At 72.3% G+C, this 17,195-nt stretch carries 13 protein-coding genes; 6 read left to right on the top strand and 7 right to left on the bottom strand.

The window, feature by feature from the left end; translation table 11 throughout:
- Positions 1-71 precede the first annotated feature (71 nt).
- Positions 72-3,308 carry a sacsin N-terminal ATP-binding-like domain-containing protein gene (locus tag ACIP4Z_RS20740; RefSeq protein ID WP_401310024.1) on the top strand — a complete coding sequence of 1,079 codons (3,237 nt, stop codon included), beginning with the start codon at positions 72-74 and terminating at the stop codon, positions 3,306-3,308.
- 21 nt (positions 3,309-3,329) lie between these two features.
- On the opposite strand, the gene ACIP4Z_RS20745 is transcribed toward ACIP4Z_RS20740, so the two are convergent.
- A complete protein-coding gene (locus ACIP4Z_RS20745; protein WP_355337422.1) occupies positions 3,330-5,825 on the bottom strand; it encodes an HAD-IC family P-type ATPase in 2,496 nt (831 codons plus the stop codon).
- A gap of 30 nt (positions 5,826-5,855) precedes the next feature.
- Positions 5,856-6,134, bottom strand: coding sequence for a DUF2530 domain-containing protein (locus ACIP4Z_RS20750; protein ID WP_355337425.1), 279 nt, complete (start codon positions 6,132-6,134; stop codon positions 5,856-5,858).
- Positions 6,135-6,307: 173 nt separating this feature from the next.
- Between ACIP4Z_RS20750 and ACIP4Z_RS20755 the strand changes: the two genes are divergently transcribed.
- Positions 6,308-7,717, top strand: a complete 1,410-nt coding sequence (locus ACIP4Z_RS20755) for an NCS2 family permease (RefSeq protein WP_401310142.1) — start codon at positions 6,308-6,310, stop codon at positions 7,715-7,717.
- Here the strand turns inward: ACIP4Z_RS20755 and ACIP4Z_RS20760 are convergent.
- Positions 7,687-7,938, bottom strand: a complete 252-nt coding sequence (locus tag ACIP4Z_RS20760; RefSeq protein WP_355337428.1) for a ribbon-helix-helix protein, CopG family — start codon at positions 7,936-7,938, stop codon at positions 7,687-7,689. The genes ACIP4Z_RS20755 and ACIP4Z_RS20760 overlap by 31 nt on opposite strands.
- Before the next feature lie 144 nt (positions 7,939-8,082).
- Between ACIP4Z_RS20760 and ACIP4Z_RS20765 the strand changes: the two genes are divergently transcribed.
- The 3 genes from ACIP4Z_RS20765 to thpR all read left to right on the top strand — a co-directional run bounded on the left by ACIP4Z_RS20765 (position 8,083) and on the right by thpR (position 11,081).
- Positions 8,083-8,523: a MarR family transcriptional regulator gene (locus tag ACIP4Z_RS20765; RefSeq protein ID WP_355337431.1), complete on the top strand. Its 441-nt coding sequence runs from the start codon at positions 8,083-8,085 to the stop codon at positions 8,521-8,523.
- Positions 8,524-8,767: 244 nt separating this feature from the next.
- Positions 8,768-10,297, top strand: coding sequence for an MFS transporter (locus ACIP4Z_RS20770; protein WP_401310029.1), 1,530 nt, complete (start codon positions 8,768-8,770; stop codon positions 10,295-10,297).
- Positions 10,298-10,487: 190 nt separating this feature from the next.
- Positions 10,488-11,081, top strand: a complete 594-nt coding sequence (thpR, locus tag ACIP4Z_RS20775; protein WP_401310032.1) for an RNA 2',3'-cyclic phosphodiesterase — start codon at positions 10,488-10,490, stop codon at positions 11,079-11,081.
- Positions 11,082-11,392: 311 nt separating this feature from the next.
- Here the strand turns inward: thpR and ACIP4Z_RS20780 are convergent, their stop codons facing one another.
- Positions 11,393-12,388 (bottom strand): aldo/keto reductase, encoded by a 996-nt coding sequence (locus ACIP4Z_RS20780; protein ID WP_391043100.1) that lies wholly within the window; start codon positions 12,386-12,388, stop codon positions 11,393-11,395.
- 103 nt (positions 12,389-12,491) lie between these two features.
- A complete protein-coding gene (locus ACIP4Z_RS20785; protein WP_401310035.1) occupies positions 12,492-13,172 on the bottom strand; it encodes a GDSL-type esterase/lipase family protein in 681 nt (226 codons plus the stop codon).
- A 47-nt stretch (positions 13,173-13,219) separates the two neighbouring features.
- Here ACIP4Z_RS20785 and ACIP4Z_RS20790 point away from each other — a divergent pair, with 47 nt between their 5' ends.
- The gene (locus ACIP4Z_RS20790; RefSeq protein ID WP_401310038.1) at positions 13,220-14,275 is read left to right on the top strand and encodes a hypothetical protein; all 1,056 of its coding nucleotides are present in this window, start codon (positions 13,220-13,222) and stop codon (positions 14,273-14,275) included.
- A 148-nt stretch (positions 14,276-14,423) separates the two neighbouring features.
- Here the strand turns inward: ACIP4Z_RS20790 and serC are convergent, their stop codons facing one another.
- Together serC and ACIP4Z_RS20800 are read right to left on the bottom strand one after the other, a co-directional pair.
- On the bottom strand, positions 14,424-15,542 hold the full coding sequence (gene serC, locus ACIP4Z_RS20795) for a phosphoserine transaminase (RefSeq protein WP_355337449.1): 1,119 nt from the start codon (positions 15,540-15,542) through the stop codon (positions 14,424-14,426).
- Positions 15,543-15,734: 192 nt separating this feature from the next.
- Positions 15,735-16,835, bottom strand: a complete 1,101-nt coding sequence (locus ACIP4Z_RS20800; RefSeq protein ID WP_401310041.1) for a citrate synthase 2 — start codon at positions 16,833-16,835, stop codon at positions 15,735-15,737.
- Positions 16,836-17,195: the final 360 nt, after the last annotated feature.

A 17,195-nucleotide genomic window follows, 5' to 3' on the forward strand; every position in this document is an offset into this window, starting at 1 on the left:
CGGCGCCATTGGCGGTACGGTCGCCCCGACAGGGGCCCGGCCGCGGGCCGCAGCAACAACCGGAGGGCCACGTGAGCCGCGCAGGGACCCGACCGACGGTCGTCACGGAAGCCACCAGCGACCCCTTCGGCACCGCCGCGCTCCGCGCGGGCGTGACCACCGCCTGGTCCGCGTCGGCCGCCCGCTTCCGTGAGGACGCGAACGCCGAGGAGGACCTGGCCCTCGGCGGCTACCGCGACCGCCTCGTCGTGGAACTGGCCCAGAACGCCGCCGACGCGGCGGTACGGGCCGGCGTCCCCGGCCGCCTGCGGCTGACCCTCCACGGGGCCGGTGAGGGCGATGACGACCCCGCCCTGCTGGCCGCCGCCAACACCGGCGCGCCGCTCGACGCCGCCGCCGTCGAGTCGCTGTCCACGCTCCGCGCCTCCGCCAAGCGCGACGACGGCCCGGCCGCCGTCGGCCGCTTCGGCGTCGGCTTCGCGGCGGTGCTGGCCGTCAGCGACGAACCGGCCGTGGTGGGCCGCACCGGCGGCGTCCGCTGGTCGCTGGCCGAGGCCCGCGCGCTGGCCGCCGAAGTCCCCGGCCTGACCGATGAGTTGCGACGCCGCGACGGCCATGTCCCGCTGCTGCGCCTGCCGTTCCCCGCGGAGGGCCGCGCGCCCGACACGTACGACACCGTCGTGCTGCTGCCGCTGCGCGACGGCGCCGCGGGCGACCTCGCGGCCCGGCTGCTGGCGGCCGTGGACGACGCGCTGCTGCTCGCGCTGCCGGGCCTGTCCGAGGTCGTGGTGGAAACCCCGGACGGGGTACGGACCCTGACCCGCCGTCAGACCGACGACGGCGACGTGGTCATCGAGGACAGCGACCGCGACGGCGCCGCCCGCTGGCGGGTGTCGTCCGCCTCCGGCGCCCTCACCCCCGACCTGCTGGCCGACCGCCCCGTCGAGGAACGGCTGCGCCCCGTCTGGTCGGTGACCTGGGCGGTCCCCGTGGACGAGGAGGGCGCCCCGGCCGCGCCCCGCACCGCGCCCGTCGTCCACGCGCCCACGCCCACCGACGAACCGCACGGCCTGCCCGCGCTGCTGCTCGCCTCCTTCCCGCTCGACCCGACCCGCCGCCACGCCGCCCTCGGCCCGCTCACCGACTTCCTGCTGGCCCGCGCCGCCGAGTCGTACGTGGCGCTGCTGGCCGGCTGGCGGCCGGTCGGCACTGGCGTGGTCGACCTGGTGCCGGGACCGCTGGGCAAGGGCGAACTCGACGCCGAGCTGCGCCGCAGAATCCTCGCCGAGCTGCCCCGTACCGCCTTCCTGCCGCGCGCCGCCGAGCCGCGCCCCGACGACGGCCCCGACGGCCCCGAGGCGGCGGAGAAGGCCGCGGACGACGGCTCTTGGGACGGCGGCGGCCCGCTGGCCGGTGAGGCGCCCGCGCTGCGCCCGGTCGAGGCCGAGGTCGTGGAGGGCGCCACCGCGCAGGCCGTACGCGTCCTGGCCGAGGTGCTGCCGACGCTGGTCCCCTCCACGCTCGAACGGCGGCCCGCGCTGCGCCAGTTGGGCGTCGCCCGGCTGACCCTCGCCGACGCCGTGGACCGCCTCGCGGGCACCGAACGCCCCGCGGGCTGGTGGTGGCGCCTGTACGACGCGCTGGCCGGAACCGACGCCGACGTCCTCAGCGGCCTCCCGGTGCCGCTCGCCGACGGCCGTACGGTCGTCGGCCCGCGCCAGGTGCTGCTGCCGGTGCCGGGGGAGGGGGACGACGGCGACACGGGCGCGGTGGACCCCGCCGCGCTGGCCCGCCTCGGCCTGCGCGTCGCCCACGCCGACGCCGTGCACCCGCTGCTCGAAAAGCTCGGCGCGTCCCCCGCCACCCCGCGCGCCGTCCTGACCACCCCTCAGGTCAGGGCCGCCGTGGCCGCCTCGCTGGACGACGAGGGCGCCGCCTGGGACGACGAGAACGCCCTGGACACCGAGGAGTTGGCCGACACCGTCCTCGCTCTGGCCCGCGCCGCGGGGCTCGCGCCCGGCGAGGAGCCGTGGCTCGCCGCCCTCGCGCTGCCCGACGAGGAGGGCGAACTCGCCCCGGCCGGCGAGCTGGTCTTCCCCGGCAGCGCCCTGGAATCCGTCCTGCGCGAGGGTGAACTGGCCGCCGTGGACGCCGAGTTGGCCGAGCGCTGGGGCGAACAGCCGCTCGCCGCGGTCGGGGTGCTCGCCACCTTCGCGCTGGTCCGCGCCGCCGACGTCGTCCTCGACCCCGACGACCTCGAACCGCGCGACAGCGACTGGGCCGAGCCCGACGACATCGGCCTGCTCGACGCCGTCGACGTGTGGTGCGAGGACGTCCTGGACCGCCTCCCCGAGACCGACGTGCCGCCGGTCGCCACCGAGGTGATCGGCGTCCGCGACCTCGACCTGGTGGACGACGACGCCTGGCCGCAGGCGCTGGCGCTGCTCTCCCGCCCCCCGCTGCGCGACGCGATCACCGCGCCCGTACGCGTCCTGCTCCCCGACGGCACCACCGACTCCGTACGCCCCTACGCCGCCTGGTGGCTCCGCGACCACCCCGTGCTCGACGGCCGCCGCCCGGTCGGCCTGCGCGCGGCGGGCGGCGACCCGCTGCTGGCCGGGCTCTACGACGAGGCCGCCACCGGCACGGCCGTGGACGAGCAGGTGCTGCGGGCGCTGGGCGTCCGCACCTCCGTACGCGCGCTGCTGGACGAACCGGGCGGGGCCGCCGAACTCCTCGCGCGGCTGGCCGACCCCGAGCGGCGGGTCGCCCCCGCCCAGCTCCACCACCTCTACGCGGCGCTGGCCGAACTCGACCCCGAGCAGGTCACGCTCCCCGACGACCTGCGGGCCGTCGTGGACGGCGTGCCCCGCGTGGTCGACGCCGCCGACGCGTTGGTCGCCGACGCCCCCGACCTGCTGCCGCTCGCCGCGGGCCGCGCCCTGCTGCCCGTGCCGCCGCGGCTGGCCGCGGACCTCGCCGACCTCTTCCAGGTCCGCCGCCTCAGCGACGCCGTCGAGGCCCGTGTCGTCTCCGAGGGCGAGATCCACGACGTGCTGCCCGCCGTCCACGACCTGCTCCCCGGCGCCCCCGCCACGTACATCGAGCACGAGGAACTGCTCGTCACCGGGGACGTCGAACTCTCCTGGCGCTACATCGACGGCACCCTGCACGCCTCCACGGTCGAGGGCGTGGCCGCGGGCCTGGCGTGGGCCACGGCCCACTGGCACCGCCGCTTCGAACTGGCCGCGCTCCTCGAAGACCCCACCCGTACCGAGGAGTTGGCCATGAACCGCTGGTTCGACTGACGGACCCTCAGGCGTGGGGGCTCACGCCGTGTCGCGCCTGCGCACCCACCCCCACACCACTTCGAGCACCAGTCCGCCCGCCACCGCGATACCGACGGCCGTCCACGGCATCTGCGCGCCCACCAGCTTCAGCGCGAAGAAGGACTGGAGCCACGGGACGACCAGCACGATCAGGAAGCCGACGCCCATCGCCAGCACCAGCGCGATCCGCCACCAGGTGTAGGGCCTGGCCACGATCGCCAGCACCCACACCTCCAGCAGGAACAGCGTGAGCGTGGCCGCGCTGGTCTCGGCGTCCAGCGCCCCGCTGCCGGAGTAGTGGTGCCGGGCCAGCAGGTACGACAGCATCGCCGCGAGCCCGCAGATGATCCCCGCGGGGGTCGAGTACCGCATGACCCGCCGGACGAAATGCGGCTTGGCCCGCTCCTTGTTGGGTGCGAGCGCCAGGAAGAAGGCGGGCACGCCGATGGTGAGCGTGGACAGCAGCGTGAGGTGCCGCGGCAGGAAGGGGTACGGCACCTGCCAGCACACCACGAGCACCGCGAGCAGCACGGAGTAGACCGTCTTGGTGAGGAACAGCGTGGCGACCCGGGTGATGTTGCCGATCACCCGCCGGCCCTCGGCGACCACCGAAGGCAGCGTCGCGAAGCTGTTGTTGAGCAGCACGATCTGCGCGACCGCGCGGGTGGCCTCGGAACCCGACCCCATGGACACGCCGATGTCGGCGTCCTTGAGGGCGAGTACGTCGTTGACGCCGTCGCCGGTCATCGCCACGTTGTGCCCGCGGGACTGGAGGGCGCCGACCATGTCCCGCTTCTGCTGCGGCGTGACCCGCCCGAAGACGGCGCCGTCCTCCAGCACTTGCGCCATCTCGTCCTGGTCGGTGGGCAGTTGGCGGGCGTCCACCGGGGCGTCCGCGCCCGGCAGCCCGAGCTTGCCGGCGACCGCGCCGACCGACACCGCGTTGTCGCCGGAGATGACCTTGGTCTGCACATTCTGCTCGGCGAAGTACCGCAGCGTGTCCCCGGCGTCGGGCCGCAGCCGCTGTTCGAGGACGACCAGCGCGTACGGGGTGACGGTCTCGGCCACCCGCGGGTCGTCGAGCGGGCGGTCGGTGCGGGCCAGCAGCAGCACCCGCAGGCCCTCGTTGTTGAGCTGGTCGATCTCGGCGAGCGAGCCGTGCCCGGTGGGCAGCAGCACGTCGGGCGCGCCGAGCAGCCACGTACTGCTGGTGCCGTCGGGCTCGTTGAAGGCGGCGCCGCTGTACTTGCGGGCCGAGCTGAAGGGCAGCGCCTCGGTGCAGCGCCAACCGCCGTCCGCGGCGGTGTCCTTGGCGGCGCTGTCGTCCCGGTCGCCGACTTGGTCGCTGTCCTGGGCGCTGTCCTGGTCGCTGTCCTCGGAGCCTGCCTTGGAGCCGTCCTTCGAAGCGCTGCCGCCCGGCCGGGGGTAGGCGTCGATGATGGCCTGGAGGCTGGCGTTGGGGCGCGGGTCGGAGGCGCCGAGCGCGGACAGGACGCGGGCGACGTAGTCGCGGTCAGCGCCGTCCAGCGGGCGCAGGTCCGAGACGTCCATGCCGCCCTCGGTGAGGGTGCCGGTCTTGTCCAGGCAGACGATGTCCACCCGTGCCAGGCCCTCGATCGCGGGCAGTTCCTGGACCAGGCACTGCTTGCGGCCCAGCCGGATCACGCCGATCGCGAAGGCCACCGAGGTCAGCAGCACCAGGCCCTCCGGCACCATCGGCACGATGCCGCCGACCGTACGGCGGACGGCCTCGCTGCCGTCGTGGCTCTCCACCGTGAACTGGCTGATGATCAGGCCGACCGCGGTCGGCACCATCATCCACATCACGTACTTGAGGATCTGGCTGATGCCGTTGCGCAGCTCGGAGTTGACCAGCGTGAAGCGGGACGCCTCGTCGGCGAGCTGCGCCGCGTACGCCTCCCGGCCGACCTTGGTGGCGGTGAAGGCACCGCCGCCCGCCACCACGAAGCTGCCCGACATCGCCTGGTCCCCGGCGTGCTTGAGCACGGGGTCGGCCTCACCGGTCAGCAGCGACTCGTCGATCTCCAGGCCGTCGGCCTCCTCGATGACGCCGTCCACGACGACCTTGTCACCGGGGCCCAACTCGATGAGGTCGCCGAGGACGATCTCCGAGGTGTGGATCTCGGCCGACGCACCGTCACGGCGCACCGAGGGCTTGGACTCGCCGATCACGGCGAGGCTGTCCAGGGTCCGCTTGGCGCGCAGCTCCTGGATGATGCCGATCGCGGTGTTGGCGACGATCACGAAACCGAAGAGGCCGTCCTGGATCGGACCGACCACCAAAATGATCAGAAAAAGGAAGCCGATGATCGCGTTGAACCGGGTGAAGACATTCGCCCGGACGATCTCGGAAGTTGAGCGGGAGGAGCGTACCGGTACGTCATTGACCTCGCCGCGCGCGACGCGTTCCGCGACCTCGCCGCCGGTCAGTCCCGGTTTCCGGGTGACGACCTCCGTGTCCGTGCGTTCCGTCATGGGTCCGACGGTACGTGGCGCCCGGCGCTTCTACCCGGCGGAGGTCCCTTCCTGACCGCGCGCCGCGGCGGCGCGACGGATCGCGGCCCGCCGCGCGGTGACGTATTTCAGGCCGATCAGCCCGAGCCCCGCACCCGCCAGACAGGTCCAGATCAGCCACGTATGGCCGTGATCCGCGTACCAGCCGTAGAAGGGGAGCTGCACGACGAACAGCACGGCCCAGATGATCGTGCCGACTGTGACAGTGGCCACATCGTTGGCCTCCAGCGGCTCTGGGGCCTCGCGCAGGGGGGTCCGGTTGCTGCTCATGCGCCCATCGTAAGGGGGCCGGTCGCGGTGCCCGCGAGGTGGTGGCGGCCGTGCGGTTCAAGGATCTACGCGCGCAGATGGCGTTTGACAAGTTGTTTATTCATACTGAAGCAGCCACGCGCTGGCCGAATTTGTTCGTATGATCATCCAAGCTGAGCACCTTGAGGACCCGTATGCCGCCCGCCGCCCCCGGCCTTGACCGCTATTTCCGGATCTCCGAGCGCGGGTCCAGCATCCCGAGGGAGATTCGCGGCGGTCTCGCCACGTTCTTCGCGATGGCGTACATCATCGTGCTCAACCCGATCATCCTCGGCTCCGCCGTGGACAAGTACGGCCACCACCTGGTCGGCGGCCAGCTCGTCACCGCGACCGTGATCACCGCCGCCTTCACCACCCTGCTGATGGGCGTGGTCGGCAATGTGCCGATCGCGCTCGCCGCCGGGCTCGGTGTGAACACCGTCGTCGCCCTCCAGCTCGCGCCCAAGATGAGCTGGCCGGACGCGATGGGCATGGTCGTGCTCGCCGGTTTCGCGATCATGATCATGGTCGCCACCGGGCTGCGGGAGCGTGTGATGAGCGCGGTGCCGCTCGGCCTGCGCAAGGGCATCGCGATCGGCATCGGCCTGTTCATCATGCTGATCGGCCTGGTCGACTCCGGCTTCGTCACCCGTATCCCGGACGCCGCTCACACCACCGTGCCGCTCCAGCTCGGCTCCGACGGCCACCTCAACGGCTGGCCCGTGCTGATCTTCATCCTCGGCACGCTGCTCACCCTGGCGCTGATCATCCGCAAGGTCGCGGGCGCGATCCTGATCTCCATCGTCGCCATGACGGTCCTCGCGGTGATCGTGGACGCCGTCGCCGACATCCCCGCGGCCAACTGGGGCCTCACCGTTCCCAAGTGGCCCGGCAACCCGGTCGCCAGCCCCGACTTCGGCCTCGTCGGCAAGGTCAGCCTCTTCGGCGGCTTCCACCAGGTCGGCATCCTGACCGGCGTGCTCTTCGTCTTCACCGTGCTGCTGTCCTGCTTCTTCGACGCGATGGGCACCATCCTCGGCGTCAGCGACGAGGCGGATCTGCTCGACGAGAAGGGCGACCTGCCCGGCATCAACAAGGTGCTGATGATCGACGGCATCGCCACCGCCGTCGGCGGCGCCTCCTCCTCGTCCGCCAACACCTGCTTCGTGGAGTCCACGGCGGGCGTCGGCGAGGGCGCCAGGACCGGTCTCGCCAGCATCGTGACCGGCCTGATGTTCGTGCTCGCGCTGTTCTTCACACCGCTGGCCACCATGGTCCCCGCCCAGGCGGCCACGCCCGCCCTGGTCGCGGTCGGCTTCCTGATCCTGGCGGGCTCGGTCCGGGAGATCGACTGGAGCGACTTCACCATCGCGGTGCCGGCGTTCCTGACCATGGTGATGATGCCGTTCACGTACTCGATCACCAACGGCATCGGCATCGGCTTCCTGAGCTTCTGCCTGCTGCGGCTGGCCGCCGGCCGCTGGCGCGAGGTGCCGGTCGCGCTCTACGCCGTGGCCGCGGTCTTCGCCTTCTACTACCTGATGCCCGCGCTCGGCCTGCTCTGAGCCGGTGCCTGAGGGGTGGGGGCGGGTCCGCTCAGCGGCCCGTCCTGCCCGTAGAACCGCTCCGTCTCGTCGACGGCCGTCTTGAACCGTTCGTCGAAGTCGTCACGGATGAGCGCCTGGACCACATAGTCCTGGGCGCTCATTCCGCGTTTGGCGGCATGGTCGCGGATCCGGTCCCACAGGTCTGCGTCTATGCGGAGGCTGAGCACTCTCGATGCCATACGCCCAAAGGTCCCCGGACGGGGGGCCGCCGCGGGGGACTTTCGGCGGCCATCTCACCCGTATGGGTGAGATAAGGGCACATGAGGGTTGAGTGGGGTCCCGCTTGGCCAAGTTTTACTTAGATTAGCTAATGAGCTAACCTAATGAACGTGACCGAACTGTCCGAGGACGACCGCGCCGCGGTGAATTCGCTGCGCTCCGCCGTGATGCGCCTGTCCCGCCGACTGCGCCACCAGCGTGTCGACGAGACGCTCAGCCCGACCGAGATGGCGGTGCTGGGCACCCTGGCCCGCTGCGGGTCCGCCACCCCTGGCGAACTGGCCCGCAGGGAACACGTGCAGCCGCCGTCGATGACCCGCATCGTGGCGATGCTCGAGGCCAAGGGGCTGGTCCGCCGGGAACCGCACCCCGACGACCGGCGCCAGGTCGTGGTGAGCCAGACCGAGCAGGCCGAGGCGATCCTCGCCGACGCCCGCGATACGCGGAACGCCTGGCTGGCCCGGCTCACCGAGGGGCTGACCGACGAGGAGCGCGCGGTGCTCCGCGAGGCGGCTCCCGTCCTGGAGAAGCTCGCTCACCTGTGACCGGTAGGACGTCGTACGAGGCGCGTGAACCGTATGACCGCATGACCAGCACGAAGCGTGTGACCTGCACGAACCGTATGACCGTATGACCTGCACGAACCGTATGACCAGCACGACCAGCACGACCAGCACGACCCGCACGACCGTATGCACCGCACGAGCTGTATGACCCGTACGACACCTGTGCCGCGCGAGCCATCGGACAGCATGACCGACCACCTGTTGAAGGGGAGGCGAGACCCGATTGAGTTCGGCAGCCGGACCAGGCACCGCAACCGAACCTGACCGACCCGCGGACGGCAGGACGAGCACCTTCAGCTCGCTCAAGGTCCGCAACTACCGGCTTTTCGCGACCGGCGCCGTGGTGTCCAACACCGGCACCTGGATGTCGCGGATCGCCCAGGACTGGCTGGTGCTCAGCATCACCGGCTCGTCCTTCGCGGTGGGCATCACCACCGCGCTGCAATTCCTGCCGATGCTGCTCTTCGGCCTCTGGGGCGGCGTCATCGCCGACCGCTACCCCAAGCGGCAGATCCTGATCCTCACCCAGGCCGTACTCGGCCTCCTGGGACTCCTGCTGGCCGCCCTCACCCTCAGCGGTGTCGTCCAGGTCTGGCACGTCTACACGATCGCCTTCCTGCTCGGCATGGTCACCGTGATCGACAACCCCGCGCGGCAGACCTTCGTCATGGAGATGGTCGGCCCGAGCCATGTGCGCAACGCGGTCTCGCTCAACTCCGCGAACTTCCAGTCCGCGCGCCTGATCGGCCCCGCCGTCGCCGGTGTGATGATCACGGCCGTCGGCAGCGGCTGGGCCTTCCTCTTCAACGGCCTGTCCTTCATGGCCCCGCTCGTCGGCCTGCTGCTGATGCGCACCTCCGAGCTGCACCGGGTCGACCGCGTGCCCCGCGGCAAGGGCCAGCTCCGCGAGGGCCTGCGCTACGTGGCGGGCAAGCCGGACCTCATCTGGCCGATCGTCCTGGTCGGCTTCATCGGCACCTTCGGCTTCAACTTCCCGATCTGGCTCTCCGCCTTCGTCAACCAGGTCTTCCACAGCGGCGCCAGCACCTACGGCCTGCTCAACACCCTGATGGCGGCCGGTTCCCTGCTCGGCGCGCTGCTCGCCGCCCGCCGCACCCGTACCCGGCTGCGCATGCTGGTCGCCGCGGCCTGCGTCTTCGGGCTGCTGGAGGCCGCCGCGGCCGTGGCGCCCGCCTTCTGGATCTTCGCCGTCCTGCTGGTCCCGATCGGCATCTTCGGCCTGACCTTCAACACAACGGCCAACGCCACCGTCCAGCTCGCCACCGAACCCGTCATGCGCGGCCGGGTGATGAGCCTGTACATGATGGTCTTCGTCGGCGGCACCCCGATCGGCGGTCCGGTGATGGGCTGGGTGACCGACACCTACGGCGCCCGCGTCGGCTTCCTGTCCGGCGGCCTGATCTCCGCGGCGGCCGCGGTGGCCGTCGCCGTCGTCCTGGCGCGGATCGGGGGCCTCCGGCCCCGTCTGAACCTGCGCCGCGGCAGGACCAAGGGCCGGCCCCTGCTCTCCTTCGTGCCCCGCGAGCCGGTCACCGGCGACGTGGACGCCGAGGACGCGCCGGAGGCGGCGGGGGAGGGCGCTCCGGCGCCCGGCCCGGACGCGAAGACGCCGGCGCCTCAGGGCCAGGCGCGGGCCACGTCCCAGGCGCGGGACCGGTCCCAGGCCCAGGCGCGGCCTCAGACCCAGCCTCAGGACGACGAGTCGGCGCCCCGGCTCACCCCGGCCGTATGAGCCCGCGCGGGCTCACGGGACTGGTGCGGGCGGCGGCCCCCGCCGGGTCGGTTCCGGCACGGCCGGTTCCGTCCCGGTCGGTTCGGGCACGCCTGTTTATGGCATGCCTCGCTCCGGCCCGGCGGGTTCCGGGCCGCCCGGTCACGGCTCGCTGGGCCACGGCTCGCCCGGTCCCGGTACGGCCGGTGCCGTGAGGCTCTTCGTCGCGCTGCTGCCGCCACCGTCCGTCGCCGACGAACTGGCCGACGCGGTCGGCCCGTTGAGGCGTCTGCCCGACGCCTCGGCGCTGCGCTGGACCGCCCGGGAGAGCTGGCACTTCACCCTCGCCTTCCTCGGCGAGGTGGCCGACCCCGTCAGACCCGAGCTGGCGGAACGCCTCGGCCGGGCCGCCGCCCGTCACGAACCCTGCGCACTGCGGCTGTCCGGCGGCGGCCGGTTCGGCGACCGCGCGCTGTGGGCGGGCGCCGACGGCGACCTGACCGGTCTCGCCGCGCTGGCCGGCTCCGTACGGGCCGCGGCCCGGCGGGCGGGCGCGCCACCCGACGCGGAGCACGCCTTCCGGCCCCACCTCACCCTGGCCCGCACCCAGCGCGGCCACGCGGTGAGCCTGCGGCCCTTCGCCGACGCCCTCGCCGCCCTCCACGGGGCGGCCTGGAACGCCGACACCCTCCACCTGGTCAGCAGCGCCCTGCCGCGCTCCGGGGCCCCCGGCGAGCAGCCCCGCTACACGACGGAGGAGTCCTGGCCGCTGGGGCGCCCGGCGGCCCACCGGCCGGAGGGGTGACCGGGGCCGGTTAACCTCGGGGTGTGGACCCCAAGACCCGTACTCGTGTGATGACCGCCGCCTTCGTCCTGATGCTCGTGGTGGTGGTCGTCGCCGCCGCGCTGGGCTGACCCGCGGCGGCACCCCGGACTGTCCGTCCACACCACCCGGCTGCGCGGGCCGCCCGGCCGTCTGGCCGTCCGGGCCGGATCACGGCTCGGCGGGCACGGCCGCCGCGGCTGTTCCGCCCGCCGCGCCCGCCGTACCCGCCGTGTTCCTCAGGGCTCCGCCGTGTTCCTCTGGGCTCCTCCGGGTTCCCTCGGTGCCGGGACCTACCAGGCGAAGGCTTCCGGGGACGGCCCAGGACCGGGGAAGATCTCGTCGAGCGCCGCCAGGAACTCCTCCGACAGCTCCAGCTCCAGCGCGCGCAGCGCCGAGTCGAGCTGGTCCTGGGTGCGCGGGCCGACGATCGGACCGGTCACACCCGGACGGGTGAGGAGCCAGGCGAGACCGACGTCACCGGGCTGGAGGCCGTGCTTGTCGCACAGGTCCTCGTACGCCTGGACCTGGTCGCGCAGCTTGCCGTCCTGGAGCGCCTTCGCGGTGTGCCCGCTGGTGGAACGCGCGCCGCCGCCCTCGCGCTGCTTGCGCAGCGCGCCGCCGAGCAGACCGCCGTTCAGCGGCGACCAGGGGATCACGCCGAGGCCGTAGTGCCGCGCCGCCGGGATGACCTCCATCTCCGCCCGCCGCTCCGCCAGGTTGTACAGGCACTGCTCGGTGATCAGACCGAGCGAACCGCGCCGCGCCGCCGCCTCGTTGGCCTGCGCGATGTGCCAGCCCGCGAAGTTGCTCGACCCGGCGTAGAGGATCTTGCCCTGCTGGATCAGGACGTCGATCGCCTGCCAGATCTCCTCCCACGGAGTGTCCCGGTCGACGTGGTGGAACTGGTAGACGTCGATGTAGTCGGTGTTCAGCCGCTTGAGGCTGGCCTCGACGGCGCGCCGGATGTTGAGCGCGCTGAGCTTGTCGTGGTTCGGCCAGGGCTCGTCGGCGGTGCCCATGTAGCCGTTCACCTTGGTGGCCAGCACCGTCTTGTCGCGGCGGTCGCCGCCCTTGGCGAACCAGGTGCCGATGATCTTCTCGGTGCGGCCCTTGTTCTCACCCCAGCCGTAGACGTTGGCGGTGTCAAAGTAGTTGACGCCCGCCGCGAGGGCCGCGTCCATGATCGAGTGGCTGTCCGCCTCATCCGTCTCCGGGCCGAAGTTCATCGTGCCGAGAACCAGACGGCTGACCTTGAGGCCGGTACGTCCGAGCTGTGTGTACTCCATGGCGTTCAGCCAAGCTCTTGGAGTGCGCTCGAATCAAGGGGCAATCCGGGGGGCACCCGCGGCGTCGTCCGCCGTTCGGCCCGCGGTCCTGGCGCCGTTCGGCTCAGTACTCGTTGTAGGGCGCCCCGATGTCCCACGCCTGGTACATCGCGTCCGCGAAAGCCGCCGCCAATTTGTGCTCGCCCGCCGCGTTGGGATGGGTGCCGTCATAGGTGTGGAGCAGGATGTCGTACCCCTCGGGGCGGGAGGCCAGCAGCAGCGGCGAGGCGGGCGAGTCGTGCTCGGCGACCGCCTTCGCCATGCGGGTGTTCAGCTCCGCGCACTGGTCCGCGAAGCCCGGATCCAGATCGGCCCTGGTGTTGGGGATGACCGGCAGCAGCACCATCCGCAGCGCGGGGCCCGCCACGCGGGCCGCCGCGATGAACCGCTCCACATTGCGCGCGGTCTGCTCGGCGTCGGTGTAGAAGCCGAGGTCGATCAGGCCGAGCGATATCAGCAGCACGTCCGGGCGGTGCTCCCGTACGACGTCGCCGATCATCGGCACCATGTGGTGCCAGCCCTCGCCCCAGCCCGCCAGATGCCGCCTGGCCCGCTCCGGGAACAACGGGTCGGCGTAGTCGGAGGAGACGGCCGCGCCGGCCGCCGTGTCGTACAGCGTGGTGCGCGGCCCCACCACCGTGAACGGCTCGCCCAGCTCGTTCAGGTGCTGCCACATGCGGTAGCGCCACGTGTAGTCGCCCGCGGCGCCCACGGTCATGGAGTCGCCGACGAATAGGTAACGCATGCCGGGCATCATCCCCGACCGCCCGCCGACCAGGGACACTGGGGTGCATGCGTGCGTATCTCCTGACGGCCGCCGCGTGCGCCGCCGTGGCCCTGGCCTGCGGCACCGCCGTACCCGCCGTCGCCGACAGCGGCCTCTCGGTCGCCTTCTCCCTCAGCGACCCGCGGATCACCGAGTCCAGCGGCCTGGCCGCCAGCCGCCTCCACCCCGGCGTGTACTGGACGCACAACGACAGCGACGACGGCCCGTACGTCTACGCCGTCGACTCGGCCACCGGCAAGACCGTGGCCAGGGTGACCATGCGCGGCATCCACGCGCGGGACGTGGAGGCGATCTCCCTGGGCCCCGACGGCGACCTCTACGTGGGCGACATCGGCGACAACCTGGGCGGCACCTGGCCCGAGGTCTGGATCTACCGCTTCCCCGAGCCGAAGCAGCTCGGCGACCGCACCGTCGACGTCACCCGCTACACCGTCCGTTACGACGCGGGACCCCGTAACGCCGAGGCCCTGATGGTGCATCCGAAGACGGGCCGGGTGTACATCGCCAGCAAGAATCAGGACGGCGGGGCGCTTTACGCCGGTCCGGCCGAGCTCAGCGCGGGCGGCGTCAACACCTTCCACCGCATAGCCGACGTCCCCTGGGTGACCGACGGCGCCTTCTCGCCCGACGGCACCCGCCTGGTGCTGCGCGGCTACCTCGGGGCGACCGGCTACCGCTGGGCCGACGGGGCCCCGCACAAGATCGGCAGCCTCGACGTCCCCATGCAACGGCAGGGCGAGTCCGTCACCTTCACCACCGACGGCCGGAATCTGATGTTCGGCAGCGAGGGCAAGAACAGCGACGTGTGGCGCGCGCCGCTCAGCGGCGACGAGCTGCCCGACAGCGTGGCCGCCTCGGCGAGCGCGTCGGCGGACGACCACAAGGGCGCCCAGACCTCTTCCGCGGCCTCTCCCGGGGCCTCACCGGGCACGGCCAAGGACACCGGCACCACGAGCACCGGCAGCAGGGTCGTGGGCATCGGGGTGCTCGCCGTGATCGGCGCCATCGGCGTGGGCGCCCGCAAGTTGCTGCGCCGCAATCGGGAACGCCACCGCGACTGACGCCGACTGGGCGCGGCGGTATGGGCGTAGGGGCGGTACGGGCGCACGGGCGTAGGGGCGGTACGAGCGGGCCGACAATACGACGGTATGCCGCGACCCCGGCCGTCCTGCCTGGCCGGGGTCGCGGTTGCCGTATGTGTGGCAGCGGTCAGAGCTGCCCGATGACGTAGTCGATGCAGGCGGTCAGCGCCTCGACGTCGGCCGGGTCGACGGCCGTGAACATCGCGACCCGGAGCTGGTTGCGGCCCAGCTTGCGGTACGGCTCGGTGTCCACGATCCCGTTGGCCCGCAGCACCTTCGCGACGGCCGCCGCGTCGACGCCGTCCTCGAAGTCGATGGTGCCGATGACCTGCGAGCGCTGCGCGGGGTCCGCCACGAACGGCGTCGCGAAGGAGGACTTCTCCGCCCAGCCGTACAGCCGCGACGCGGAGTCGGCGGTGCGCTTGACCGCCCACTCCAGACCGCCCTGGCCGTTGATCCACTCGAGCTGCTCCTTGAGCAGGAAGAGCGTCGACAGCGCCGGGGTGTTGTACGTCTGGTTCTTCACCGAGTTGTCGATCGCCGTCGGCAGGTCGAAGAACGCCGGGATGTGCCGCCCGGACGCGGCGACCGAGGCCGCCCGCTCCAGCGCGGCGGGGGAGAAGGCGGCGACCCACAGGCCGCCGTCTGCCGCGAAGTTCTTCTGCGGCGCGAAGTAGTAGACGTCCGTCTCAGTGATGTCGACGGGCAGACCGCCCGCGCCCGAGGTGGCGTCCACCAGGACCAGGGCCCCGGCGTCCGCGCCCGCGACCCGGCGCAGCGGCGCCGCGACACCCGTGGACGTCTCATTGTGCGTGAAGGCGTATACGTCGACGCCCGCCTCGGCGACCGGCTCCGGGTGCGTACCCGGCTCCGACTTCACGATCGTCGGCTCCTGGAGCCACGGCGCGAGCTGCGCCGCCTTCGCGAACTTCGACGAGAACTCGCCGAAGGACAGGTGCTGCGACTTGCTGTCGATCAGCCCGTGCGTGGCGATGTCCCAGAACGCGGTCGAGCCGCCGTTCCCGAGCACCACCTCGTAGCCGTCGGGCAGCGAGAAGAGCTCCTTGACTCCCTGGCGGACCTGGCCCACCAGGTTCTTCACCGGCGCCTGCCGGTGGGAGGTACCGAGCAGGGACGTCCCGGTCGCGGCCAGCGCTTCGAGCGCTTCCGTCCGCACCTTGGAGGGGCCCGCCCCGAATCGTCCGTCGGCGGGCTTGATGTCAGCGGGAATCTCGATATCGGCCACGGTCGCAGCGTAGTCCGTCACGGGCGTGTTTCCGGGAGCGTTCCATCGGGTGAGACGGTGTCACACAGGGTGTGCGCCCCGGCCGGCCGGGCACCTGGCCCCGCGTCGCGCACCGGCGCGCGAAACGGCGAAGGGGCGCGCGAGGACCGGCCCGACGGCCCTCCCGCGCCCTGCGCCGAAATGCGCCGCGGTTCAGTGCGCGATGCTCGCGAAACCCTCGATATCCTGCGGTCCGCGGACACCGGGCCCCACGTAGCGCGCCGAGGGCCTGACAAGGCGGCCGGTACGTTTCTGCTCCAGGATGTGCGCGGACCAGCCGGCCGTACGGGCGCAGGTGAACATCGAGGTGAACATGTGCGCCGGGACCTCCGCGAAGTCCAGCATGATCGCCGCCCAGAACTCGACGTTCGTGGCGAGCACCCGGTCGGGGCGGCGGGCGTGCAGCTCGGCGAGCGCCGCCTTCTCCAGCGCCTCCGCGACCTCGTAGCGCGGCGCGCCCAGCTCCCGCGCCGTACGCCGCAGCACGCGCGCCCGCGGGTCCTCCGCGCGGTAGACGCGGTGGCCGAAGCCCATCAGGCGCTCACCCTTGTCGAGGGCGGCCTTCACGTACGCCTCCGCGTCCCCGGTCCGCTCGATCTCCTCGATCATGCCGAGGACGCGGGACGGCGCGCCGCCGTGCAGCGGGCCCGACATGGCGCCGACCGCGCCGGACAGCGCGGCGGCGACGTCCGCGCCGGTCGAGGCGATGACCCGGGCGGTGAAGGTGGAGGCGTTCATGCCGTGCTCGGCCGCCGACGTCCAGTACGCGTCCACCGCCGCGACGTGCTTGGGGTCGGGCTCGCCGCGCCAGCGGATCATGAACCGCTCGGCGATGGAGTGCGCCTTGTCGATCTCCTTCTGCGGCACCATGGGCAGCCCCTGGCCGCGCGCGGACTGGGCGACGTACGACAGCGCCATCACCGCGGCGCGCGCGAGGTCGTCGCGCGCCTCCGCCTCGTCGATGTCCAGCAGCGGCCTGAGACCCCACACCGGGGCGAGCATGGCGAGCGCGGACTGCACGTCCACCCGGATGTCGCCGGAGTGCACCGGGATGGGGAAGGGCTCGGCGGGCGGCAGACCGGGGTTGAACTTCCCGTCGACCAGCAGGCCCCACACGTTCCCGAAGGACACATGGCCGACCAGGTCCTCGATGTCGACACCGCGATAACGCAGCGAACCGCCTTCCTTGTCGGGCTCGGCGATCTCCGTTTCGAACGCGATGACTCCCTCGAGTCCGGGTACGAAGTCGGACATGAGGCGGCTCCTCTTGATGATCACGACAGTGCGGTGGTGCGGCAGTGCCTGATGAATGAGACGACGACGGTGCCCGGGGGTGTGCGGGCGGGAGTGTGCCGGACGGGCCGACCCCACGGTCATGCCCCGCCCGAGGGGCTGTCACCCTGCTCCATCCGGATCAGCCTGGACCGTCCCACGATCCGCCGGACAGGACCTGGCCCCGGCCGGCCATTCTCCTTGCTGCCGGTCGCGCCGGACAGCGTGAGTTCCGGCACATTCGCGGACGTCGGCGCCGGGACCCGCCGTCCTGCAAGATGTGCCCGTGCGACAACCACATGAAGAGCGCCAGGTGCAGCCCCTCCCGGCCGCGGACCCGGC

The sequence above is a fragment of the Streptomyces sp. NPDC088910 genome (assembly GCF_044749865.1).
In the GTDB taxonomy this organism is placed as follows: Bacteria; Actinomycetota; Actinomycetes; order Streptomycetales; family Streptomycetaceae; genus Actinacidiphila.